General features: G+C 41.5%; 16 protein-coding genes. 13 read left to right on the forward strand and 3 right to left on the reverse strand.

Going from position 1 to position 25,315, the window contains the following annotated elements; translation table 11 throughout:
- Positions 1–11 precede the first annotated feature (11 nt).
- The 5 genes from KTO63_RS22285 to KTO63_RS22305 all read left to right on the forward strand — a co-directional run bounded on the left by KTO63_RS22285 (position 12) and on the right by KTO63_RS22305 (position 7,546).
- A complete protein-coding gene (locus KTO63_RS22285) occupies positions 12–1,139 on the forward strand; it encodes a DUF3472 domain-containing protein (RefSeq protein WP_217794169.1) in 1,128 nt (375 codons plus the stop codon).
- Between the two features lie 90 nt (positions 1,140–1,229).
- Entirely contained in the window at positions 1,230–2,468 is a 1,239-nt protein-coding gene (locus KTO63_RS22290) for a metallophosphoesterase family protein (RefSeq protein WP_217794170.1), read from the forward strand.
- 256 nt (positions 2,469–2,724) lie between these two features.
- Positions 2,725–3,987 (forward strand): glycoside hydrolase family 88/105 protein, encoded by a 1,263-nt coding sequence (locus KTO63_RS22295; protein WP_232373291.1) that lies wholly within the window; start codon positions 2,725–2,727, stop codon positions 3,985–3,987.
- A gap of 37 nt (positions 3,988–4,024) precedes the next feature.
- Entirely contained in the window at positions 4,025–5,287 is a 1,263-nt protein-coding gene (locus tag KTO63_RS22300; protein WP_217794172.1) for a DUF2264 domain-containing protein, read from the forward strand.
- Positions 5,288–5,599: 312 nt separating this feature from the next.
- Complete coding sequence (locus KTO63_RS22305) at positions 5,600–7,546, forward strand: hypothetical protein (RefSeq protein WP_217794173.1); 1,947 nt, start codon at positions 5,600–5,602, stop codon at positions 7,544–7,546.
- A 171-nt stretch (positions 7,547–7,717) separates the two neighbouring features.
- On the opposite strand, the gene KTO63_RS22310 is transcribed toward KTO63_RS22305, so the two are convergent.
- Both KTO63_RS22310 and KTO63_RS22315 read right to left on the reverse strand, forming a co-directional pair.
- Complete coding sequence (locus tag KTO63_RS22310) at positions 7,718–9,550, reverse strand: hypothetical protein (protein WP_217794174.1); 1,833 nt, start codon at positions 9,548–9,550, stop codon at positions 7,718–7,720.
- A gap of 226 nt (positions 9,551–9,776) precedes the next feature.
- Positions 9,777–12,131 carry an arylsulfatase gene (locus KTO63_RS22315; RefSeq protein ID WP_217794175.1) on the reverse strand — a complete coding sequence of 785 codons (2,355 nt, stop codon included), beginning with the start codon at positions 12,129–12,131 and terminating at the stop codon, positions 9,777–9,779.
- 587 nt (positions 12,132–12,718) lie between these two features.
- Here KTO63_RS22315 and KTO63_RS22320 point away from each other — a divergent pair.
- The 6 genes from KTO63_RS22320 to KTO63_RS22345 all read left to right on the forward strand — a co-directional run bounded on the left by KTO63_RS22320 (position 12,719) and on the right by KTO63_RS22345 (position 22,093).
- Entirely contained in the window at positions 12,719–13,243 is a 525-nt protein-coding gene (locus tag KTO63_RS22320) for an RNA polymerase sigma factor (protein WP_217794176.1), read from the forward strand.
- Positions 13,244–13,323: 80 nt separating this feature from the next.
- Positions 13,324–14,370 (forward strand): FecR family protein, encoded by a 1,047-nt coding sequence (locus KTO63_RS22325; protein ID WP_217794177.1) that lies wholly within the window; start codon positions 13,324–13,326, stop codon positions 14,368–14,370.
- Positions 14,371–14,446: 76 nt separating this feature from the next.
- On the forward strand, positions 14,447–17,761 hold the full coding sequence (locus tag KTO63_RS22330; protein WP_217794178.1) for a SusC/RagA family TonB-linked outer membrane protein: 3,315 nt from the start codon (positions 14,447–14,449) through the stop codon (positions 17,759–17,761).
- Positions 17,762–17,790: 29 nt separating this feature from the next.
- A complete protein-coding gene (locus KTO63_RS22335; protein ID WP_217794179.1) occupies positions 17,791–19,599 on the forward strand; it encodes a RagB/SusD family nutrient uptake outer membrane protein in 1,809 nt (602 codons plus the stop codon).
- Between the two features lie 49 nt (positions 19,600–19,648).
- Positions 19,649–20,557, forward strand: coding sequence for a metallophosphoesterase family protein (locus KTO63_RS22340; RefSeq protein ID WP_217794180.1), 909 nt, complete (start codon positions 19,649–19,651; stop codon positions 20,555–20,557).
- Positions 20,558–20,833: 276 nt separating this feature from the next.
- On the forward strand, positions 20,834–22,093 hold the full coding sequence (locus KTO63_RS22345; protein WP_217794181.1) for an alkaline phosphatase family protein: 1,260 nt from the start codon (positions 20,834–20,836) through the stop codon (positions 22,091–22,093).
- 43 nt (positions 22,094–22,136) lie between these two features.
- Here the strand turns inward: KTO63_RS22345 and KTO63_RS22350 are convergent, their stop codons facing one another.
- Positions 22,137–22,880: a hypothetical protein gene (locus tag KTO63_RS22350; RefSeq protein ID WP_217794182.1), complete on the reverse strand. Its 744-nt coding sequence runs from the start codon at positions 22,878–22,880 to the stop codon at positions 22,137–22,139.
- A 416-nt stretch (positions 22,881–23,296) separates the two neighbouring features.
- Here KTO63_RS22350 and KTO63_RS22355 point away from each other — a divergent pair, with 416 nt between their 5' ends.
- Both KTO63_RS22355 and KTO63_RS22360 read left to right on the forward strand, forming a co-directional pair.
- Complete coding sequence (locus KTO63_RS22355; protein WP_217794183.1) at positions 23,297–23,443, forward strand: hypothetical protein; 147 nt, start codon at positions 23,297–23,299, stop codon at positions 23,441–23,443.
- A 233-nt stretch (positions 23,444–23,676) separates the two neighbouring features.
- Positions 23,677–25,314: a tetratricopeptide repeat-containing sensor histidine kinase gene (locus KTO63_RS22360; protein WP_217794184.1), complete on the forward strand. Its 1,638-nt coding sequence runs from the start codon at positions 23,677–23,679 to the stop codon at positions 25,312–25,314.
- Position 25,315 lies beyond the last annotated feature (1 nt).

A 25,315-nucleotide genomic window follows, 5' to 3' on the forward strand; every position in this document is an offset into this window, starting at 1 on the left:
TAAATGTATTAATGAAACGATTATTATTTGTCGCAGCAGCTGCTTTATTAAACCTGACAACTTTTTCACAAACTGGTCCTTCATGGGGGCCGTACATAGGTGCAAAATTTGCAGGCAAACAAGAAGCTGACTTGTTAATGGCTGACGTTAGAGTAACACCGGAAGCCAACGCACCTTTCACATATAGTTGCAGCATACAATTTAAGATAGGAAAAAGTGGTGGTTATTGCGGTGTTCAAAATAAAAACGGCAATGCCAGCACCAGCAAACCATTGAACAATATTTTCTCTGTATGGGATTTCCCTAATAAAGTTCAGATACATGCATCCTATAAAGATCCTATGACTTTTGTTGGTGGCTTTGGAGGAGAAGGAACAGGATTACATTCACATTGTGATTTCGGAGGCGTTCAGGGTCAATGGTACACGAATGTGGTAAGACGCTGGTACACGGGCGGAGATAAAACCCAGGTTGGATATTTTATCTATGATCATACAAGAAATGAATGGCGTCATTATGTGACCTTCGAGGTTCCTGAAGCTGATGCCAAATTGGGAAGCGGCATCTCGAGCTTTTTGGAAAATTTTGCTGATCAGCGTAAAAGCCCAAGAACTACAGAATATAAAAGTTATTGGTTACTGACTACGGCTAACCAATGGCTCCACGCAGATTCTCTTAAAGCAGACGCAGGAAAGAATGGTTTTTGGGACGCTAAATCATTAGGCAGCGATGGCATTCGCCTTACTTCATGTGGTGTATGGGATTCTACAGAAAAAAAGCCAATAACTTTTCCTGTTACAGAAACGGCCAAAGTACCTGCTATCATTAAACCTGCTGATATTTACGATTTAGGCGCATTCTACGACAAGGGCGAAAAAATGATTTATGTAAACTGGTCCATAGAAGCTTCTGGTGCACCACAGCTATCGTACAGTATTGCCGTATATGATAACCGCCAGAAAACAGGAACTTCCATTGTAAAAAAGGAAGGAACCGATCCTGATATCAGAAGCGTCGCATTGGCGGCAACGAATCTATCAACAACAGAAAAATCATATTATGTAACCTTGACTTTAACTGACATTTTCAATCAGGCTTCAAAAGTAAAAGAGTTTACATTGAGAGACTTAAAACCCTAGCAATCCAATTACGCTAAGAAGAGCAACTCAACTGTTGAGTTGCTTCTTATTTAATTCCGACAGAAAATTTCGTCGTAAATCTCATCATTAATGAAAAATTATTTTTTAGCAACCTTACTATTTATAGGGTTTAACACTGCCAACTATGCTCAAAGTGTAACGTCCGTTACCACCACTGCACAGAAACCAGATGACGTGAAATTTGATTTCATTTGCCATCCATATTTGCAGAACATGACCACTTCCGGTGTGTCCATATTTTGGTTAATGAATAAAAATTGTACGAGCTGGATTGAATTTGGTGAAACCCAGGCATTGGGTAAAAAAGCCGTTAACTCTGCCAATGGACAAATTGATGCTAATTCTGAAATTCAAAAAGTAGCAATTGAGAACTTAGTTCCCGGTAAAACTTATTATTACAGAACTGCTTCGAAAAGTATCGTGAAATATGAATCATATAACGTAGTGTTTAAAGATACCGTGTATAGCGAGCTATATACGTTTACATTGCCTGCTGAGAAAGTCTCAAAATTTTCGTTTTTAGTTTTTGGTGATGTACACAACAAGTGTGAATACATTAAGGAAGTGATGACCCATGAAAAGGATTTCGATTTTGTGATTTTCAACGGAGATGTTGTTGCCGACATAATGAGCGAAAAGCAGATCTATGGCAACTTTCTTGATAAGATTTCCGGATTCTTTGCCGCACAAAAACCTTTTATTTATGAACGCGGTAATCATGAAACCCGCGGTGGATATACGCGGTCGCTGCTCAAATATTTTGATTATCCTGCCAATCACTATTATCATAATTTCCTCTACGGTAATACGAATTTTACGTTTCTTGACTGCGGAGAAGATAAAGAAGATAACAAGTATGAAAGTTATTTTGGGCTTGCAGACTATGATGCGTACAGAAAAAAACAAGCCGAGTGGTACAGCAGTTTAATTCAAACCAAAGAATATAAAAAAGCTGTAAACAGGATCATTTGCTCACATATACCTATTTACAAGGCCTACGATAACGATAAAGAGGGTGGAGGAGACTGGCATGGTGCGTCTGATCTTAGAGATAATTTTTTACCGCTTTTTCAACAAACTAAAATTGACCTGATGTTAAACGGACATACACATATGCCCCGTCTTCTAACTCCGGCACAAGCGGAAAGCCCTTATTTTGTAGCAATTAGCGGATCTCCGATTTACGAGAACTATTCAACACCTAAAAGATTTACAGCCTATACGCTGGTAGAAATAAATGGCAGTAAGATAACAGTTACACTTAAAAAGCCTGATGGCAGCATTATTGATAAAGCCGAAGTAAAATAAATTACAAAACACAAATTGGGCCGCGAAAAAATATCCGGTCATTTTGGTGCCGTCCAGTACAGATCATGCAAACAAGGATCGGTTTGAAATAACCGATCCTTGTTTGTTTTTTCCTAAAGATCAATATGGGGCGCATTTGAAAGCCATAATCTTATACTAAATGCGAAAACTTACATTTTTATTATTAGCACTGATTACAACTAGTTCAGCACTGGCTCAAAAACAAGAACTACGCGCTGATAGTATTTTCCATCAAATGAAAAAAGTAGCCGATTGGCAATGGAGAACCCTGGAAACCGATGGCTGGAAAAATCCTAAGAAAGACTGGACCAGCGGAGCCATGTACGCCGGAATGATGGCCTGGGGGAAAATAGCCAACGATGAAATTTATTATAAAAAACTAATACAGGTAGGAGAAGACAATCAATGGAAAATAGGCCATTATCGTCGCTTTGCAGATGATTATTGTGTAGGACAACTTTATTCCCAGCTGTATACCATTTATAAAGATCCACGCTATATTGAGGATTTTAAATCCGAGGCCGATACTATTGCTTCACTGCCGCATACGGAAAGCCTGGAGTGGAAAAATGGAGTTCACACGCGTGAGTGGGCATGGTGCGATGCCTTATTTATGGGACCTCCTGCATTAGCTTATCTAACTCAAGCAACCGGTGATTCAAAGTACCTGGATGCATCATCTCAACTATGGTGGAAATCCACAGAGTACCTGTATGATAAAGAAGAGTCCTTGTATTATCGGGATAGTCGGTATTTCAATAAGAAAGAAAAGAACGGCGCAAAGGTATTTTGGAGCCGCGGAAACGGTTGGGTAATGGGAGGCTTGGTAAGGGTCTTAACGGTAATGCCGAAGGATCATGCCGACAGAGCGAGGTTCATTCAACTTTTCCAAGACATGTCAGAAAAGATAGCCAGTATTCAATTGGCTGATGGAAGCTGGCACGCCAGTTTGCTTGATCCTGCAACGTACCCGGTAAAAGAAACCAGTGGTACCGGTTTCTTCTGTTATGCTTTAACGTGGGGAATTAATCAGGGAATCTTGCCTTATAAAAAATATGGACCAGTTGTAACCAAAGCCTGGAATGCGCTTACCACTTCTGTACATCCCGATGGTAAACTGGGATACGTTCAGGCGCAGGGCGCGGCTCCTGATAAAGTAACCTATGACGATACCGATGTGTATGGTGTTGGAGCATTTCTATTGGCTGGGTCTGAAATGTTACACATGACAATTGACCAGCAGAAAAATACTGCCATGGTGCAGGCCGTTAATCCTGCCGCATCAGAACAGAATATAAAAGCAACGGTTGAATGGACATCTGTAACTGCTCAAATTAAGAAAGCCAAAGTGAAAGGTCTTGTGTTAGAAGATGCCATATCGGGAGAACAAATTCCTTTTGAAATAATTTACACGGATGACAGAAAGCCGAAATCAATTGTTTTTGAAACATCTTTATCCGCCGGCAGCAGTAAATTCTTCAGAATAAAAAAGAGCTGATCATCTACAAGACTAAGCATAACACGAAATCTAAATTATGAGATCATTTAAAAAGACATTCATTTTCCTGCTGGTTGCTGCAATGTGTTTAAATAACCAGGCGCTGTTAGCGCAAAAGAACAAAACGGCTAATTCAGCAATAACAACAGGGCAGCAGGATCGCGAGTATTGGAGCAATCTGTTATACAAAATGGCTTCGCCCGTGATATTGAATTTGGCCAATAATACATTGAGGAAAAATATGCCGGTTGAAGTGCCGCCAGGTGCAAAACCCGATTTTTATAAAAAGGTAACTCATCTGGAAGCCGTTGGCCGCACAATGGCTGGAGTAGCGCCTTGGTTAGCATTACCAGACGATGATACCAGGGAAGGAAAGATGCGCAAGGAGCTACGGTTAGCATTGCTGAAAGGTATCGTTAATGCAGTTGATCCGGCAAGTCCTGATTATTTAAACTTTAGAACCGAAAGCCAGCCAATTGTGGATGCGGCGTATATGGCACAGGCATTTTTAAGAGCGCCCAAAGCCTTGTGGGAACCGTTGGATTCTTTAACCAAGAAAAGAGTGGCCGAAGAATTCAAAGCACTACGTACCAGAACCGGTGCTTATAACAACTGGTTACTGTTTGCGGGGATTAATGAAGTTTTCTTAATGACTATTGGAGAACAGGCTGATCCCGTACGTATTCAATATGCACAAAATAAAATTAAAGAATGGTATGTAGGAGATGGATGGTATAGCGATGGACCCGGCTTTAGCATGGATTATTATAATAGCTACGTCATTCATCCTATGCTTGTTGATTTTTTTAAAGTACTATCGGCACGTAACAGAGTTAAGACAGAGGAGTATGATCTTGCCTTGAAACGCATGATCCGTTATTCTGAATTTTCAGAACGGTTTATCAGCCCCGAAGGAACCTATCCTGCATTTGGTCGTTCCAGCACCTATCGTACGGCAGCGTTTCAGGCTTTGGGACAAGTGGCTTTGATGGAAAAATTGCCAGAGTATATTCAGCCCGCGCAAGTTCGTTGTGGCATCACTGCGGTAATGCACAGAATGTATGATCAGTGCAATAACTTTGATAGCAACGGCTGGCTCGTATTGGGCTTCTGTGGTTCACAACCTATGATTGCTGATAGCTATACTTCCACAGGAAGTTTATATATGGCCACATTAGGATTCTTGCCGCTGGGCTTACCGGCAGATAATAAATTCTGGACCGATCCCGCTGCTGACTGGACCTCAAAAAAGGCATGGAGCAGCCAACCGTTTAAGAAAGACTATCATGTAGAGTATTAGCATATACAATGCAATGCCGCTTCTTTAGGCAATTCGATTTTTGGTATGTTAATGTCCTACGGACAAAAAGGCATTTGTGTCTACATTTTCTATTGATATCAATGCCCTACGGGCAAAGGTTCCGCATAGCGGAACAATATCAATAGAAAATCAACAGGAATGGTCCTTTTGCCCGTAGGGCATTAATGTTTTATGGAAACGGCATTGATATACAATTAATCAATTATGGAGTTATACAAATTGGCATTGTTGAATGATTCAAAAGCGAACTATTACTTAGACCTTAATTGAAAACAATATCAGAGACAAACAATGAAAAGATTATTATGCATCGTGCTTTTTGCCGGAGGGATATTTCACCATAATCTAAAAGCGCAGACTGAGTTAAGTGGCAATGCAAGTGTGCTGACTTGTCACCTGAAGGAAAATCATTTGTATCAGCAGGAAAAAGACAGGATCTACCTTTTAATTGAGAAACAAGTGCATCACCTTCGCGGCGAAATACAAAACTGGAAAGGCGATGCTTCAATGAAGCTAATTACCAAAAGTGGATCAGGAGAAGCGTTCATTCGTCCAAACGCTGCGCTGGCGGCCAGTTTGTCTTTTTTGTACCGGTTTGGAAAATTCGATGCTGCTGTCGTTGGCCTTTCAAAGAAAGAAATACTGCAAAGTGAAATTATTCCGATGCTCCGGTATATGGTGCGTACCCACAAAGTTGGGGATGTAAAAACAGACGACGGCAAGGCTTGGGGAGATGCATGGCAATCGGCACTTTGGGCCGCCATGATGGGAGATGCGGCCTGGTTCGTATGGGATGAACTACCGGCAGATATTCAAACCGGCGCAAGGAATGTTGTGGCACATGAAGCCGATCGCATTGCTAATGGCAGGCCCCCGCATCAGCTTAAATTAGATAGCAAATCAGAAGAAAATGCATGGAACAGCCTGGCTATTTCTTCGGCATTGCTCCTAATGCCCAATGATGCTCGTTATTCTAAATGGGAGAAAGCCCTGCAAAATTGGGCAATGTCCAGTTACCAGCGTCCGGCCGATTCCACTTCAACCGCCATTGTAGATCAGATGCCTGTTTCAGCACAATTTAACGGGGCTAATATTTACGACGAGTTTACCCTGGAAAATCACGATATAGTTCACCCTGATTATATGGCCGCCTGGATTCAGAATGCCGAAAATGATGTCTATTATTTATTGTCCGGAAGAAAACCCTTTCAGGCTTTTTTATATAATCTGCCGCAAATTTATAACAACCAAAAGCGGCTGTTTTTACCCGATGGTGGTTATTGCTATCCAAACGGACAGGATTGGGCGCTATTCAGGAATGCCGACTGGATGCCTGCACACGCAACGGCAGTAGCAAGATTCAATGATCCCGAGGCCGTTTATTTTCTGAGGGCCGGACTTGAAACAGCAGAGAAAATGCAACAGCGAAATCAGGACGGCGCCATTTATGCGCCCGGCGAAAATTATTTCGCTTCGGCCCAGGGGCATTTAAGCTATTGGCTGGCGCAAGCCTGGCTGGAACTACAGTTTGCACAAAAAGAACTACAACCTGTTTCGCAAAAAACGGGAGTCAACTATTTTCCTGATGGCAAAATTCTTGTTAACAGAACGAAGAATGCATTCCACAGTGTTTCATGGGGAGAAAAAATAATGATTCAGTTAATGGCCCTGGCAAAGGACCACATTGTTTCACCCGATCAGAGAAATGGCATTGGATACATAACCATTGACAATAAGGTACAACCTGTTAAATTAAAGTCTGTTAAAGTAAAAGAAACAAAAAACAGCTTTGTAATTGACATGGTAATTGAACATGGAAAATATATACAGTCCGTTATCAGCTGTGAATCGAATAAGAATGGACAATTAATCATCAGCGAAAAACTTACTGCACTGCAGGATTGTGTTACTGATTCTGTTGAAACGCTGTCCTTTGGCATTCTTAACAATGTTAACTGGGTGCACGAAAAAGGATCGAGAACTTTGAAGCTGGAGCAACAGGAATTCAATGTAAAGGCAGCGTCTGGCCAAGCTTACCGGGCAGTAGCAAAATCTATAAAAGTAGATGGGTTGAATTTTGACCTGGGTACACCCGGCAATGTTACGTATAAAGCAGCTTCCAAACTGAAAGATTCTCGTTATACAGATATGCTTGTGTTAAACGTTATCCAAGACAAACACGAATGGAAACAGGGTAATGTACTTTCACAAAATAAGGTGAGCATTACAGTAAGATGAAGATGAAGTATATGGCAGTTACGAGCGATATTTTTTCGAATGCATATTTGCCTGCACGTTTACAATTCTTCCACTAATTGAATGGTAATGTGGACCCAAAATTAATCCCCAACATTTTACTTGAATCATCTTCAAGAAAAATGTTGGGGATTAATTATGTCAATACTTCGATTATTGAACCGCCGTTACATTATTACTATTTTTAAAAAGGTCAGAAAGCTTTGCAAAGCTAAATCCTACATAAAAATATGTTGGTGCCTGGCTGGGAGAAATCATATGCAAGTTCACACCATAGCCAAAGAATATCTTGTTTCTAAATAACCCAAGCTGCAATCCTGTGCCTATTTCAACATCTTTTTCCGTATCAAAATCGAGATAAGAAACGTTAAACCCTATTGATGGTTCCCAAAAATTTAAGAACCGGTTTTTTCGGGACACTTCATACTCACCGTTTTTATTTTTTGTTACCTCTATACCCTTGTCCTTTTTTTGATAGGTCCACATCAGTACGGCACCGCCAGAACCTTTGAAATTTGAGGGCGAGACTTTGCTTTGATCTACCGTCGATTCGTTTACCCTTTTAACAAGCGCAAACATATCAGCAACTTCCATCTTTATTTCCGTCTCACGCAAATAATATTTACCAATCGGCAGGCGCGGAGAATTTCCTATGCTATCTCTTTTTGAATCTAGTATCCAGGTAATGTAAACGTTCAATACCTCGCCATTTTTAGCGCCGCTTTTTCCCAGGTCAATAGTTGCGTACACCAGTTTTTTGTAAATGACCTTGCCTGCTTCTTTGGAAAGAAGCAAAGCCAGCTCATCTCTGTTTTTATCAATTACATCGTAAAATGATTTTAGGTATATCTGTCTGGCCGAATCTGTGGGATAATATTCTGCTCTGGTCAACTTGTATTTTGGCAGACCTACAATTGTTGTTTCCAATATTGAACCTTGAAACTGGGCAATATCAGCTAAAAACTTGCTTGTCTCAAAGATCAGGTTTTGGTTCAAATACAAAACCGAATCGACAGCATGTGGATCATTTTGGTAAGGTTGCAGGTTGATTTCGGTTATTCTTTTTTGAAACGAAGCCAGGGTCGTTTTAAGGAACTTAAAATTTACCAGGTCCCGGTTGATCAAAGAAAGAAAAGCTTTGTTAGCATCCTCGCCGGCTAATTCAAATGATGATACATAGTCTATTACATTCCCAACTTTCGCCTGGGCATAACCCAAGGCTCGCTGGTAGCTGTCTCTGAAAGGATCTACCTCGATACGATATTCATCAGATAACTTGCTGTCAACCATGTTGATCAATTGCAACAACTCGCCTTTCTTAGGTTTTGCGCTAATAGATGGATTAAATGATCCGAATACATCACTCAGCATATTGCCGAGATTGAGCACTCTGCTTGTATATTTGCTGGCATCTGCATCGCCGGAAAGAGCCTCCAGGTCAGTCTTTAAATTTGCCTCGGCAGCATAAAAATTTTGTTTGACCCTGATCAATGAAGCCACTTTACTGGTTCCGGGATACAGAGATCTAAAAATGCTGTCTGCATTTTGCAGCTCTTTCAGCATGTTTAATAACTTCTTTGCAATCTCTGCAGGCGGTTCAGATTTAATACCAATCGGAATACGCTGAACACCTACTTCGGAATAAGGATTTACTTCAATTCTTCTTGTCCCGTTAAGTCCTGAAATTTCGGCTTCCAGTGAAATAGTTCCTTCGAAGTATTTGTTTTTAAGCAATCCATTTTTTGAAAAATCAATTTTCATTTCACCATCCACGTCTAAATAAATGAACTTCTGGTAAGGAACATTTTTACGTTGCTCCCAGTTCCAGATAGTATCAAGTTTTCCTTGATTTGGCGTTTTCCTGTACTGGATGGTCACGTATTGACGAGGATCTATTGAAACTTCTTCCTCAGTCGAATCTGTTTGCTGACTAAAACCTGCGATGGCTTGAATAGAAAAAAAGAGGGTTAGGGCAGTACGCTGCATTTTGGTAGTTTAGGTTAAAATTTTAATGGGGCGCAAACGTAGATAAAAGTAATTATATATGCAACTTCACAACAGAATGTTTAAACAAATTCAATTTTTGTTACAAATTGTATCCGAAAATATGACGTTGTCCGTTTCTGATGCGACTACCAATAACCACTTGTTGTAAGCCATTGTTTTTAGTTCAATATTGGGCTTTCATAACAATTGCCAACAGAATGTATTGTTACTTCAATTCAATATTTACCTCCTCTATTTTACCTTGAAATTTAAACGGAGCAGGATAGTCGTGCGTTACCGGCGATCCATCATCTTCACCAATGCCAAAAGTGTCAATGCCAAAACGTGCAGCCACGGTGCGGTCTATTTTGCCTTCAGCCACTTTTTCGTTATTGATGTAAAGTGTAACCACACCTCCTTTACCAGGCCCGCCGCCATCATAAGTAAAATCAACTTTTATGGAAACCATTCCATCAGGCAATTTCTTTGAGGATTTTATTGTCTTTACATCATCTTCAAAGTAGTTGTAAACAAATGTTGGGTAACCATTTTTTACATACAAAACATAGCCTGCACTACTTCCCCCAATTGCGTTGATGACGCCATCTTTATGTTTTGCATCTGTGGTTACCACAGCATCCATCGTCCATGATCGATTTTTAGTGTTAGGAGCCGCAGTTTCGGGAATGCGGGTTGCCCCCTCGTAGAATGTAAACTTCGTACGATTGCCCAGTGGTGAAGGCTTGGGCACACTCAACCTGGCAGCACCTCTATCATCGAGCGGGTAAACATGATATTTTTCTGCTTCCTGGTAAAAAAGTTTTTTCAGGTGATCAAGTTTCTCAGGATTTTTATCTGCAATGTTATCTGCCTCCGTAAAATCTTTTTTCACATCATAGAGCTCCCATTTCTCGTGTTCAAAATCAAAACCTGGTGCCAGGTCTTGTCTCCATGGCAGCGTGTGTTGAACAGCAGCTACCCATCCGTTTTCATAAATGGCACGGTTGCCAAATATTTCAAAATATTGAGTATCCCTTATTTCTGGTGCATTGGCATTGGCAAATGTAGAAGCAAACGATCTGCCATCCAGTGGATCTTGTTTAACGCCATTTACATATTCCGGCATCTTAACCTTCATCACATCCAAAATGGTAGGCATTACATCAATCAGGTGAAGGAACTGTGAACGCATTTTTCCATCATGCTTTATCACTTTGGGCCAGGAGATCACCATTGGGTTTCTTGTGCCGCCAAAATGAGAAGCCACTTGTTTTACCCATGGGAAGGGAGTGTTGCCCGCAAAGGCCCAACCTATAGGAAAATGCGGCTCCGAACCAGGCTTTCCAATCTTTCCTGCGTTTTTAAGATTGTCCTGTATTGTAGTAGGTATCCCACTCAGTGCTTTAATTTCATTTAAGGTGCCATCCAAACCTCCTTCTGAGCTGGCACCATTGTCTCCTACAATATAAATGATCATTGTATTGTCTGCGTCTGGCAATGATTTAATGGCCTTTAAAAGTCTGCCCACTTCATGATCGGCAAAGGCCAGGTAACCCGCGAAATTTTCGTACAACAATTCATACAATTTCCTGGCATCCGGGCTACAGGTGTCCCACAATGGCACCGAAGTAATGCGCGGCGATAATTTTGCATCGGCAGGTATGATGCCCATTTTTTTCTGGCGCTCGTAGGTTATTTCTCTTTCTTTATCCCAGCCATAAGCAAACTTGCCTTTGAATTTATCGCGCCATTCCTGCGGCGGTTGGTGCGGCGCGTGTGCTGCACCAGGTGCAAAGTACATGAAAACAGGTTTGTCGGGCGCAATAGACTTTTGCAATTCCAGCCAGTTGATTGCTTTATCCGTCATGTCGGTCATGAAATGATAGCCTTGTTCCGGCGATTTAGCAGGTTCTACCGGTACCGTATTTTGAAATATCACTGGATAATACTGATCTGTTTCGCCTGCATTGAATCCATAAAAATAATCGAAGCCCATACCTGTCGGCCAGCGATCAAATGGGCCAACGGCAGACGTTTCCCAATCCGGTGTGTTATGGTTTTTTCCAAACCATGAAGTATTCACACCATTATATTTAAGTACCGCGCCAACAGTGGCAGTACTGCGCTTTATCATTGTGTTATAGCTTGGGTAACCCGTGGCCCACTCAGCAAGAAAGCCATTTCCTGAAACGTGGTGGTTGCGACCTGTGAGCAAAGCAGCTCTGGAAGGACCACAAATAGCGGTAGTGTTAAAGCAATTGTACATGATGCCGCTCATTGCCAGTGTATCCAGGCAAGGAGTAGGAATGGAGCCACCAAAAGTGCCCGTCATGCCAAAGCCAACATCGTCCAGCATTATAACGATGACATTCGGCGAACCTTTGGCAGGAGCCGGCAGTGTAGGCCATTCCATTTCTGATTCATTATAAGTTTTGGAGATTTTGCCATGAAAAGCAGGATCGTCGTAAGGCAATTTATTGCTGTCGACTTTACTTGTGGTTGTGACATTTTGAGAACGGTTGTTACAACCCCATATAAATGTCGCCGCTATTACGAACAGATAAATGATGAACTTTTTCATAATGACTGATTTGGTTGTTGATATAAAAGGGCGGCTATTTAGAGTTATCTGGTAAATCATTATTTTTTACCCAATATGAGTTGCTGAATACCAGTGTGCCTTTTGTTCCAAAAGATGTAACATTTGTGTGAGGCATTTGTTCGAGGAAATTATTGGAAGGGAGATGCAAGTCAGACCGGCAATGTGTGAAAAATAAGGCCCGACTTATGGTTGCTGTAATTTCTTACATCATCTGTTCGCGATTTTTTTTCGCATATATATGTGTGATAGTTTTGAATATGCGTAATATCCGGTTTGGCATGCAGCCACAGGAATAAATGAACTTCTGAAGGTCATTTTCATAAATGTTGAGAACGTGTATGTAAATCGTTAAATCAAAGCGTTTTCACCAAAACAGCGATATCGTTTTTTATCTGAAACAAGCCACCCGACCGTGTTTTAAACGCTATGTGATGGTGTGTTTACAATCATTTAATATAACCATTTAAAAGTATTATACCACATTTGCGGCAGCAATATTTTACGCAAACGTTTGTTTTCGTTTTGTCGGAAAAAGAGTTGCATATTTCTGTAGTAAAACATTTCAGGTGGATCTGATACACCAAATAATTAACTCTGATAAGCTGGCATTTGAGCAAACATTCCTGCACTGGCAATCCAGGGTGTATTATTATTTTATTGGCCGGACCAGGGATGAGGATTTTGCAGAGGAGCTTACGCAAATGACATTTATCAAACTTTGGGAATACCGCGAAGGGCTTTCGACTGAACACGATTTTGACACTCAATTGTTCAGAATTGCCAGAACGGTTATGATTGACGCTATTCGTGAAAAGGAGCGCAGAAAGCGCCTTATGAACCAATTTCAAACAGAACGCGATACTATTGAATCATATCTCTCCACGCCCAATGAAGCCCAATCAGATTTTGATAAATCACTAAAAGCGCTGCCCGCCGTCCGCAAAAAAGTGTTTGTACTTAATCGCCTGCATGGATTTTCTTACAAAGAAATAGCAGCGGAACTTAATATTTCTGACAGAACTGTTGAAAAACACATCTCTCTTGCACTTAAACAATTAAGACGGATGCTAACCCTTTTTTCTTTCCTGTGATCTTCCATAAAAAAATATTTTTACCACATTACGGGTTTTAAGTACCCACAAGCGTATCCTTTATTATAACCACTTGTATTTTGAATTTATCTAAAGAAATAGTTGAGAATTTTTTGAAAGGCAATTGCTCTGACGAAGAATTAAAAGCAATTACAGACGCTTTGGAAGCAGATCCCGGAGCACTGGATGCTTATATAGATAAATCAAATTGGGATGAGATAGGACGGGCAAATAAGTCAATGCCGACGCAGGCGCAAGAACGCATCAATGCTGCAGTGATGCAGCACATCAACAAGAGGAATGTGAGATTGATAGTCATGAAATACGCTGCTATTGCTGCGGCTGTAATTGGCGTTGTGTTTTTCATTTCGCAGGTAGTGTCGCTGCTTTCAGACAATCACAAAGCCGGTGCTGATATCGCGCAAAGTAATGCTGTATCTGCAAGAGACACTGTAGTAGAGAACAATAGCGGCAAAAACAGGATGTTTCGCCTTAGCGACGGGTCGCAGGTGGAATTGAGCAACGGCTCTTCCCTTCGGTTTCAACTGGGCTTTACTGCTACTGCCCGCGAACTGTATTTGGAAGGTCAAGCGTGGTTTAATGTAGCAACAGATAAAGCAAGACCATTTACAGTTTACAGCGGAACATTGGCCACCACTGCATTAGGTACTTCTTTTACGATCAAAGCCTTTAACGCCAGCGAAGAAATAGACGTAACGCTGCATTCCGGTAAAGTGGTGATAAAGCAGGCAGCGCAAAAGAAAGATATTTTTCTTTTGCCGGGCAAGACGCTGGTATTTAACAGAAACACCCTGGCCTACAAAGTAACAGCCGGCAGCATTGACGCGCCGCTAGCGACTTGCGGGAAACCAGCGCCAATAGTTGTAAAGTACATGGAAAATGCGCTTACGTTCGATCGTGAGCCGCTCGCAAATGTTTTTAAAACCTTGCAGACAGAATATAAAACAAACATATCCTTCGATGAAGAAATGCTGAATGGATTAAGCTTTACAGGAACCATACCCCCAACGCAACCGTTGAAAACAGTTTTGGACAAGATTGCTTTTGTAAATGATTTAACGATTACCGGAACAACAACAAATTACAAAGTCGGCAGACACAATTAACTAAACATTCATAAAGGGAATTACAAAACATATGCAATGCATATGCGGGATTGTATTATCTAAAATTAACTAAACTATGAGCACTTCGACATTATCAATCAAAGCCACCAAAAGAAAGCCGCACAAGTTGCTGTTATCGCTTTTCTTCTGGTGCACATGTATTGCGTCATTTGCGCAGGAAAAGCAGGCCCTTATTCGCGGGCTTGTACAAGCCGAGAATGGCGATGGAATTGCAGGCGTTTCAGTACAGGTAAAAAGTGATTCACTGAAATTTAAGCAGGAGGCACAAACGAACACAAAAGGCGAATTTAGTTTTGCTAATCTTTTACCGCAGGTTGGTTATGAGTTGATCTTTAGTTCGGTAGGCTACAAAAAAGAAACAGTAAAAAGCTATGTATTGAAACCCGGAGAAAAAGCATCTCTGGTTATTACGCTCAAACCCAATGCATCGGGCTTGAATGAAGTTGTGGTGGTTGGTTATGGCACTGCGAAGAAAATAAACGTTACCGGCGCTGTGGACCAGATATCAGGCAAGCGATTGGTGGATCGGCCTATTGCCAATATATTCCAGGGACTGCAAGGCGTTAGTCCGGGTCTAAATATTACTAACATGGGTGGCGCGCCGGGTCAAACACCGAAGCTTAATATCAGGGGGCTAGCATCGCTCAGTGACAATGATGGAACACCACTGGTTATTATTGATGGTATAGCAGGAACCACTGATGATTTGTTGAGAATAAGTCCTAACGATGTAGCCAGTATTACAGTGCTGCGCGATGCTGCGTCTGCTGCCATTTACGGTGCCAGGGCTTCTTACGGTGTGATTCTGATCAATACCAAAGAAGGCTCGCAAATGGGCAAACAGAATGTAAGTTATAACAACTATTTCGCGTGGTCGAAACGCACTATATTGCCCACAGCAGTTACCGATCCTTATATTTACTCAAGAGTATTGGAAACGTCTACTGACAATACGCCGTGGGACTACGTGAACTTTTCCGATGAGTATTATAAATGGGCGAAAGAGCGTTCTGATGATCCTTCTGTTGAAGATGTAAGAGTAGACCCTTCTGACCCCACCAAGTGGGCCTACATGGGAAGCAATGACTGGAACAATTATTTTTTCAACAAGTCAAGCTTCTCGCAGTATCATACTTTATCATTCAGCGGTACTGCGGAAAATGCAAAGAAGCTGCCGGTAAACTATATGCTTTCTGCAGACTATACAGATGAGAATGGCTTGAACAAAATTGCCAAAGACGACTGGAACAGGTATGGCCTCAGAGGACGACTTAGTTTTATGCCACTGTCATGGTTAAAGGTAGATAACAACATGAATGTTTACCAGATGTTGCGCGATCAACCAACATACAACGTAAAAGATGTGTATTACCTTCAACCAACCAACGTGGCAAAAAATCCCGATGGCTCATGGGGTAACAATGCTGCCGGCAGACTGGGCGCACAGCTTACTGATGGCGGCCGCAATCAGCAGACAAGATTCGGTTTCCAGGATATCATCAAAGGAACGGCTACTTTCCTGAAAGGCGATCTGCAGATCATAGGTGATGCAAGCATCAAAAGAGAATTGTGGAAATACCATATTGAAGATCTTCCTTACAAAATTGGTTATGGCCCGAACGATATTCGCCAGGAAAATAATATAGGTGCCATCACAGAAGCAAATGCAACCATTAAACAGGATGTATTTGACTTGTTTGCCACTTATGGTAAAAAGCTGGGCGACCATTCATTCAAAGTACTGGCAGGCTACAACCAGGAAAGCTACGAGTGGTCACCTGTTACGGCAAAAGGTGTGCAGGTTATATCCGCATCCGTTCCGTACTTAGGTCTTACCACAGGAACACCTACAGTAAGTACAAACAAAACAGATTATTTTGATAATGGCTACTCTTCCTATGCCATCCGCAGTCTTTTTGGACGAATTAACTACACTTACAAAGACAGGTATATTCTTGAGGGCAATGGACGATATGATGGCTCTTCCCGTTTTCCTTCGATCAAACGCTTTGGTCTTTTCCCTTCCATTTCAGCGGCGTGGATCGTAAGCAAGGAGAAATTTTTTGATCGCCTTGATCCTGTTTTTTCTACTTTGAAATTGCGCGCCTCTTACGGCAGCCTGGGTAATCAAAGTGTGAGTTATTACGGCTATGTACAGACCTTGCCTACGCGCATGTCTTCTTATCTTATAGACGGCAATACGCAAACAGTTTTAGGAAAAGCACCCCCGCTTCTTGTGGATCCGAATAACTACACATGGGAAAAAGTAACCACTGTTAACCTTGGTACAGACATGGGTTTTTTCAATGACAAAATACAGGCAGGGTTCGATTACTATGTGCGTAACACAACAGGTATGCTGGCGCCGAGCCAGGAACTGCCCGCTGTGCTTGGAACGACTGCGCCACAGCAAAACTCTGCTGATCTGAGCACCAGGGGATGGGAACTATCGCTGTCCTATCACAATGTGTTTGATGTTGCATACAAGCCGTTTACATTTAATACGAAATTTATTCTTTCCGATTCAAGGGCCAGGATAACCAGGTACAATAACGCACAGGAAACCTTCTCTGCAAAATTTTATGCCGGCCAGCAATGGGGAGAGATATGGGGACTTACAAACGACGGCGTATTCAAAAGTAAAGACGAAATAACCAAGCTCGACGAAACATCTATCGTTCCTTGGGGTGCATTGTCTATCGTAGAAGGATGGCCAAAATACAAGGACCTTGATGGCAATGGTAAAATAGAACTCGGGCCTTCCGCAAAAGATCCGAAAGATCTTAAGGTTATTGGCAACAGCCAGCCACGTTACCGCGTAGGTTTGAACCTTGACATGAGTTGGAACAATATTGACCTCAGTATCTTTTTGCAAGGCGTATTGAAACAGGATTATTATCCGAGACATTATCTTTTCTGGGGACCATATCAACAGCCTTACGCAAACGTGTATCCATGGAATCTTGACTTCTACAGAGCTACTGCAGAAACGGATGCACAAAGAGCCATGGATTCAAAATCATACATAGCAGCAGGGCTGGCCGATGCTAATACAAATTCATATTTCCCTGTATTGCAATCGTGGCTCGCTGATAACAACTACGGATCAGGACTGGATATCGCGCAAACAAAGTACATGCTGAATGCTTCCTACATCAGGCTTAAAAATTTGACGCTTGGGTATACACTGCCGGCATCTCTTGTCAAAAAGACCGGATTTAAAAGATTGCGCGTGTTCTTTAGCGGAGAAAATCTTTACGAAATATCGGCTATCAAAAAATACCTTGATCCGGAATCCATCAGTGATGGATATGGATGGGAATATCCATATCAGCGTAAATATTCATTTGGTATCAATGCGGATCTGTAGATTTTGTCAGGTAACTTAAAAATACAATAATGAAAAAGATTTCACTCTATATACTTATTGGAACGATAATGATAACGGCGTCATGCAAAAAAGAATTTCTTGACCGTTATCCTCAAACTGAAATATCGCCTGAATTATTTTTTAAATCAGAAAACGATCTTTCGCTTTATGTCAATGGTCTTTGGAACCAACCCGGTACAGGTAGTTTCTTAAGCGATCAGAATTCTGATAACCTGGCAACCACCGGCTCTATTGAAGTGAAGAATGTAATGACGGGAACGCCCAGTTCAAAAACGCTCACTGATGGATGGGATTGGAAAGGACTGCGCGACATCAACTATTTTTTGGTGAACTACAATAAGGCAAGTGTATCGCAGGAAGTAAAAGATCACTACGCAGGTTTGGCGAGGTACTACAGGGCCAAATTTTATATGGGTATGGTAAAACGCTATTCCGATGTGCCCTGGTATTCGTCAACCGTTAATCCCTCTGACTCTGCAGAGCTGTACAAAGCGGCTACTCCGAGAGCTGCTGTTATGGATAGTGTGATGGCAGATCTTGATTTTGCATCTAAGCATGTGCGTGAGGAGGTTCCTGCCGGTACTCCCGGCGTTTGGGCGGTTAAAGCCTTTTACGCAAGAACTGCTTTGTATGAAGGCACCTATCGCAAATATCACACGGAGCTTAACATCGCAAGTTCGGCAAGCGCTTTTTTGCAAAAAGCAAAAGACGTATCGCTTGATATCATCAGCTCGGGCAAATTCCAAATTTACAACACGGGCAATCCTGATAAAGATTACGGAACATTGTTTGCTTCCGCAGATCTTTCCGGCAACAAAGAGGTAATATTAAATACGCCTTACGATGCAAGCAAAACAGGAGCCTCCAGCAGTAACAACAATGGAACTGTTTTCGGTGACTACGAACAATCACCATCTCGCGACCTTATACAAACTTACCTGATGAAAGATGGTACTTCTTTTACTGCTATAAAAGGATACGAAACATTGGGGTTTGTAGATGAATTTCAGAACCGCGATCCGAGGATGAAACAAACCATTGCTTTTCCCGGATTTAAAAGAGCCACAGACACGAAGCCTTATCTTCAAAGGTTGAATAAAAACTTTACCGGCTACCATCAGTTAAAGGGCTACTACAGCACCACAACAGATAACATTGCGCTCGGTAGTTTTGACTACGCCGCTTACAGGTATGCCGAAGTATTGTTGACTTATGCAGAGGCTGTCGCTGAACTGGGAACCATTGCACAAGCAGATCTTGATCTTTCTGTAAACCTTGTAAGAAGACGTGCTGGTATTCCTGATCTTAACCTTGCTGTTGCCAATGCGAATCCTGATGTTTTGCTTGCAGCAAAATATCCTGACGTAGCCGGTGCGCAAAAAGGCACTATATTGGAAATAAGACGCGAGCGCAGGGTGGAGTTGGCATTGGAAGGATTCCGCTATGATGACCTCATGCGCTGGCATGCAGGAAAGCTGCTGGAAAAAATTCCAGAAGGCATGTACTTTCCGGGTTTAGGAAAATATGATTTGACCGGCGATGGTATTCCGGATATTATTTTAATAGGAAAAGATACCGACATACCTTCGGAAGCTAACAAAGAAAAAAATGCCTTAGGCGATGTGCTGGTATATTACAAGGCAGGAAGTTTTGGTGAAGATGTTACTGTTTATCTGCGCAATGGCGTTGCAGGCGGTACGCTGGTAACAGAAACTGCGGCGAGGAATTTTGCAGAACCTAAATATTATTACAGACCAATTCCTTATACACAAACAGTACTCAATCCAAACCTTACACAAATATTCGGTTGGCAGTAAATAATTAAAAGGCGCATGAAACACATGCGTCTTTTCTCAAATCATCAACATGAAAAGAAGACAGTTAATAAAGAGCGCAGGACTGATGGCGGGTTTGCTTGCTACTGCAAAAGCGGGACTTCCGGAAGTGGGCAACGCAAAAAAAGATAAGAAGAAGGCTGCACTGCGGGTGGCGCATATCACAGACGTGCACATTCGCGAAGGGGACAATGCGCCAGAAAGATTTACAAAATATCTGAAGGAAATAAAGGACCAGCAGGTGGACTTTTTTTTGAACGGTGGCGACTCCATCAATGATGCATCCTATGATAATGTGAAAAGAGAACAGGTAATTCAGCAGTGGGCATTGTGGGACAAATGTGTAGCTACAATATCATCCCACGAAGTGCATAGCTGCATAGGCAATCACGATACATGGTGGGCCGCGCCTTCAAAGACTGACGAAATGTATGGCAAAGATTATGTGGTGCAAAGATTGAAAATACCTGCTCGCTATTACAGCTTTCAGAAAAAGAACTGGCACTTCATTATTCTTGATGGGAACAACAAAGGTATATCGCTGGATGATGAGCAGTTTCAATGGCTGGAAAAAACATTGGCTGATTTGCCCGCTAACACTCCAACGTTGTTAATGTCGCATTATCCTATATTGGGTACTACGCCCATACTCGTTGGCGGAGGACATTCGGACCATAAAAAATTGAAGGACCTGTTTTACAAACATCGCGATAAGGTTAAAGTGTGTCTCAGCGGTCACAATCACCTGTATGATGAAACGCATTACAACAACGTGCTGTATTGCTGCAATGGTGCAATGTCTGGCTTCTGGTGGGGTAAAGGCGATAAGGAATCTGCAGGCCCGGGTTATTATTTGGAAACACCTCCCGGCTATGCTATTTTGAATTTGCATGAAGACGGTACGGTGACTAACGAGTACTTTGCGAAGCCGTATATTTAATGGTTTTCGCTTCACGATATTTAACGTGTCGCCCCTCTGGGGCTATTTTGAGCTTTCCGAATGTTTCAACCAGCCCCAGCGGGGCTACATGTTCGTAGAAAAGAATTTAGAAAATAAATTCCAGCCCCAGAGGGGCGACACGTTAAATGTTGTCTGTTCATTTGAACAGATATTCCTTAGGCTGGCTGTTGTGAGGCAGGCAAGAGCCGAAGTGCATTAATATTGCAAACTACGCTACTTACATTAAATGACACGTACATTAAAACTTCTAAAAGCATGATGAAACAAACCATAAAAAAGATTGCTTTATTATCATTTGTATTTGCATTGATTTCTTTTGCAGTGCGTGCACAAGAGGCAAGAACTAAGAAAGCTGTTTTCATTATTGTAGACGGCATTCCCTCCGATGTAATTGAAGAAATGGATCTTCCAAACCTGAAGGCGATCAGCGCCGCGGGTGGCTACGCAAAAGCATATGTTGGCGGAAAAAAAGGAACTTACTCTGAAACCCCAACTATTTCTGCTGTGGGTTACAATACAATATTGACCGGCACATGGGTAAACAAGCACAATGTGTGGGACAATGACATTGCTGCACCGAACTATAACTATCACACCATTTTTCGTTACGTAAAAGAGCAATACCCCAATAAGAAAACGGCCATTTTTTCAACCTGGCTCGACAACAGAACCAAGTTGGTGGGTGACAATTTTCCTGCTACGGGAAACATTCCGGTTGACTATCATTTTGACGGCATGGAAAATGACACCGTCAATTTTCCACACGATAAAAAAAGCGATTACCTCCGTCGCATAGATAGTGCCGTTTCAGTGCAGGCAGCTGCAACCATTGCGAACACAGCGCCAGATCTTTCGTGGGTTTACCTAGAGTTTACAGATGATATGGGCCATGCCTATGGAACAGGAGAGGAGTTTCACAAAGCGGTAAAAAATGCTGACAATGAAATCGGGCTTGTTTGGAACGCTATTAAAGAACGGGAGCAAAAATATAAGGAAGACTGGTTGATCATTGTAACTACCGATCATGGCAGAACATCGCCGAAGGGGCAGGGTCATGGCGGCCAGTCAGATCGCGAGCGCAGCGGCTGGATCGTTACCAATGCAAAGAACCTCAATGCGCAATTTCACGCGCCACAGGCTTCCATTGCAGACATCATGCCCACAATTGCAAGACACCTTAATGTGAACGTGCCGAAAGACAATGCATTTGAAATAGACGGCACGCCCTTTATCGGTAAGCTGTCTTTTATACAACCTGTGATCAGCAAAACGGGCAGCAAAGTAAATGCGTCATGGACGCCTATTGAAAAGAAAGGAGATATAAAACTTTTTGTTGCCGCTTCCAATAGTTTTAAAACTGGCGGTAAGGACGAGTACAAGCAAGTAAAAAGTGTTGCAGTTAATACAGGCAATACTTCCTTTGACTTACCAGGCGATGCAGACGTTTATAAAATAGTATTGCAAGGAGCAGACAACACCAGCAATGAGTGGCTCTTGAAGAATCTGAAAAAATAAGCATGCCAATACTGTTTGTTTTAGCCTGTAAAGTCGTAAGATTTTACAGGCTTTTTAGTGCCTTCCTGGAAAAGATGTATTTTTTAATAATGTAGTCACTAATTGGTTTTAATCTTAATTGTTGGTCTGTTGGATGTGGGCCTTCTGAAGTGAAAAATTCTATCCCTCCCTTTACTTTCGCGTACCACACGCGGCCCTTTGCTTTCAGCGTGATTGTTTCCGGGTTGGTTATTTTTTTGAAGCCGCTAAGTTTGACATCATCAAATGGAACCAAAATACTATTTCCTGGGTTCTGGCTGCAGGTGATCGCCTCAAAATGGTCGCCGTTCCAATACATGTATTTTTCCAAATCCTCTGTAACGTTGGGTATTTCTATACTGTGCTCGTATTCATTGGCGTCATATTTTTTTCCAAACTCAAATGGTCTGAGCCTGAAGTCGATCAGCCACGCGAGTAGTTCTATATTTTTTATAGCTGTGTCGGCGGTGGCGGCTTTAAGAAAATTTGCCAAAGGTTTAAACTTATCTGTTGCACATTTTGCAATAGCCTTTAGGCAACCCGCTTTGCCATCGTATTGCCCAAAAAATGTTTTCAGACTCTTTTCATCTTTTTTGTTAAACCTTAATTCACATGCGGCCATGCATTCTGCTTTGATTTTCGCAGAGGTTGGATACATAAGGTTCAGGGGAATTGCATTAGCCAGTTTTTTTTGCTGATAATCCTTAAAAACTAAATTCTTGTAGTCAATAAACATATCCCAATAACTATTTAATAAAGCTATCGACATGCAATAGCTGCATTTTTGAAATGTCGATAAGTATGAGTATGGTTAAGATTACGTCTCCCTCAACAAGTAACAGGGGCATTAAAAAAGCATATGATTTTAAGAAATAATGCTCATTTTAATAATTCTGATCAAAAATATTGGAATTATTGGAATTGCTTTACGCGGCAGCATCAATGTCCGTGTACTTTTGTTTTACAAATCAATTGATATCCCGATAGCTACGGGAAACTGTACAGGATTAGTTTTCCATGGTTGTGAAGCGGCGGCCAATAATCGAATTGGGACACGTTTATAGGTCTCCGTTATCACTCCATCTATTCCCAAAAAAATTAAGAAGCGCTTCTTGTTTAAAAGCATCGCCGCACCGAAGGCAGATCTCCGGTTGCTGCATTAATTCATCAATAAAAAAATAAAAAATGTTTGCACTAATAGTTTCTTTTATCATGTCATTTTTTGCTCCAGCTTCCAAACCAACACCAAACACAGCAAAACCAACAGTCAGTGTACGGTCTTCATCAATGATGGATACGGGCGGAGAGACGGCGCATGCGCCCAATCACTAGTCGAAATAGTTTCTTTTGTTGTTAAGTTATTTTTGTAAAAGAGGGCCTTCTCAGGAGTACGAGATGGCCCTTTTTATCGCAGTAACGTTTCGCTCAAAATTCATAGGTGAAAGAGCTTGCCCAATTTTATTTTTATGAGAGGTCCATTTTCTTACTAATATTATTTTGAATCAGTGAAACCAAATCACTGGTTTTTTCATCTTTAGTGTAAATCTTTTTTGAAAAAATATTGCTTGCTACTATTGCTTGTCTCATTATGTACTTGTGAAAAGCAGAAGGCAAAGGACCGGGTACCAACAAATGCAGATTACGAGAAAGGTGAGTCGTTCATGGACCTGCGAAATGATTCTGCTTTTTATTACTACAACAAGGTGGCTGCCAGTTCTGCAGACAGCCTGTTAGTAGCCATGGCCAATAATCGCATGGCGTGCATTCAAACCGATGCCGGAGACTATTTTGGCAGTCAGCAAAGCTTGTTGTTGTCGTTAAAGTTCTTAGAGGAGTTGAAGAAAGAGGACCGCAAATGTCTTGCATCAGATTATAATGAGCTGGGAAATACAAGCCTGGGCCTGAACAATTATGATGAGGCAATAAAATATTATGACTTTGCGCTAAAATTGTCTTCAACCAAGCTAGTCACCAGGATAGGCTTAAACAATAAAGCCATCGCTTATCGAAAGAAGAAACAATATGCCCAAGCAATTGCTATTTATGAATCGATCATAAAGGAAACTGATAAAAATAGAAAAGAGTATGCAAGGATATTGTCCAATTTAGCTAAAGTTAAGTGGTTGCTGGATTCTAATTATAATGCAGCTCATGAGTTACTGACAGCACTTCATATTAGGGAAAAAGAAAAAGACGAATGGGGCCTGAATGCAAGTTATGCGCATCTGTCAGATTACTATTTGAGCTCCCATCCGGCTCTGGCCCTTCATTACGCTAATAAAATGTTTGAAACTGCACAAGAACTCCATAGCCCGGATGATGAGCTGGAAGCGTTGCAAAAATTAATACCTCTTAGTCCGGCCAAAAAATCAAAACGGTATTTTGCGCGTTACTTGTATTTACGTGATAGTGTACAAACGAGCCGGAACGCGGCGAAGTCTCAATTTGCTTTAATTCGTTTTGAAGCTGAGAAAAATAAAGCGGACATTCTCAGGCTGCAAAAAGAAAATGCGGAGAAGGGATTCCAGATAGTATTTCTTGTTTTAGCCGTTCTGATCTTAGTAGCAATAACGATTATTATAATTAATCTGAATCGGAAAAGAAAACAAAGAATACAGCTGAAAGCTCAAAACAGTATACGGGAATCGAAGCTCAAAACATCCAAACAAGTACACGATGTGGTGGCAAACGGGCTATATCAGATCATGGTAAAAGTGCAACATGATAACGATATGGACAAGGATACATTTCTTGACGAAATAGAAATGCTATATGAAAAATCCCGCGACATATCATATGAGCAGCCCGTAACTGATAATGTTGATTTTTCGAACGAAATAAAACAACTGCTCACATCCTTTTCTACACCTGACATCAAAGTGCTACTGGTTGGGAACGATAAGGAACTGTGGGTGGGTGTTAAAGGCAATGTAAAGAATGAACTAAAACATGTGTTGCAAGAGTTGATGGTGAACATGAGAAAACATAGTTCTGCAAAAAATGTCGTTGTAAAATTTGATCAACAAAAAAATCTGCTGCTCGTTCAATATACTGATGATGGTACTGGACTGAAAGCTGGATTTAGCAAAGGAAATGGGTTGGCTGGTATGGAAAACCGGATTGATGACGTTGGAGGCAACCTTACTTTTGATACACACACTACTAAAGGGTTAAAAATTTATATACGCATTCCAATCTCTTAAA

The organism is Pinibacter aurantiacus, from assembly GCF_019130065.1.
Classification (GTDB): Bacteria; Bacteroidota; Bacteroidia; order Chitinophagales; family Chitinophagaceae; genus Pinibacter; species Pinibacter aurantiacus.

What these genes read in the sequence shown, in the direction of transcription:
- KTO63_RS22330 (WP_217794178.1), top strand. Translation starts at nt 14,447, where the DNA reads ATGAGCACTTCGACATTATCAATCAAAGCCACCAAAAGAAAGCCGCAC.
- KTO63_RS22350 (WP_217794182.1), bottom strand. Translation starts at nt 22,880, where the DNA reads ATGTCGATAGCTTTATTAAATAGTTATTGGGATATGTTTATTGACTAC.
- KTO63_RS22355 (WP_217794183.1), top strand. Translation starts at nt 23,297, where the DNA reads ATGTTTGCACTAATAGTTTCTTTTATCATGTCATTTTTTGCTCCAGCT.
- KTO63_RS22305 (WP_217794173.1), top strand. Translation starts at nt 5,600, where the DNA reads ATGAAAAGATTATTATGCATCGTGCTTTTTGCCGGAGGGATATTTCAC.
- KTO63_RS22295 (WP_232373291.1), top strand. Translation starts at nt 2,725, where the DNA reads ATGAAAAAAGTAGCCGATTGGCAATGGAGAACCCTGGAAACCGATGGC.
- KTO63_RS22340 (WP_217794180.1), top strand. Translation starts at nt 19,649, where the DNA reads ATGAAAAGAAGACAGTTAATAAAGAGCGCAGGACTGATGGCGGGTTTG.
- KTO63_RS22310 (WP_217794174.1), bottom strand. Translation starts at nt 9,550, where the DNA reads ATGCAGCGTACTGCCCTAACCCTCTTTTTTTCTATTCAAGCCATCGCA.
- KTO63_RS22345 (WP_217794181.1), top strand. Translation starts at nt 20,834, where the DNA reads ATGATGAAACAAACCATAAAAAAGATTGCTTTATTATCATTTGTATTT.
- KTO63_RS22290 (WP_217794170.1), top strand. Translation starts at nt 1,230, where the DNA reads ATGAAAAATTATTTTTTAGCAACCTTACTATTTATAGGGTTTAACACT.
- KTO63_RS22300 (WP_217794172.1), top strand. Translation starts at nt 4,025, where the DNA reads ATGAGATCATTTAAAAAGACATTCATTTTCCTGCTGGTTGCTGCAATG.
- KTO63_RS22315 (WP_217794175.1), bottom strand. Translation starts at nt 12,131, where the DNA reads ATGAAAAAGTTCATCATTTATCTGTTCGTAATAGCGGCGACATTTATA.
- KTO63_RS22285 (WP_217794169.1), top strand. Translation starts at nt 12, where the DNA reads ATGAAACGATTATTATTTGTCGCAGCAGCTGCTTTATTAAACCTGACA.
- KTO63_RS22335 (WP_217794179.1), top strand. Translation starts at nt 17,791, where the DNA reads ATGAAAAAGATTTCACTCTATATACTTATTGGAACGATAATGATAACG.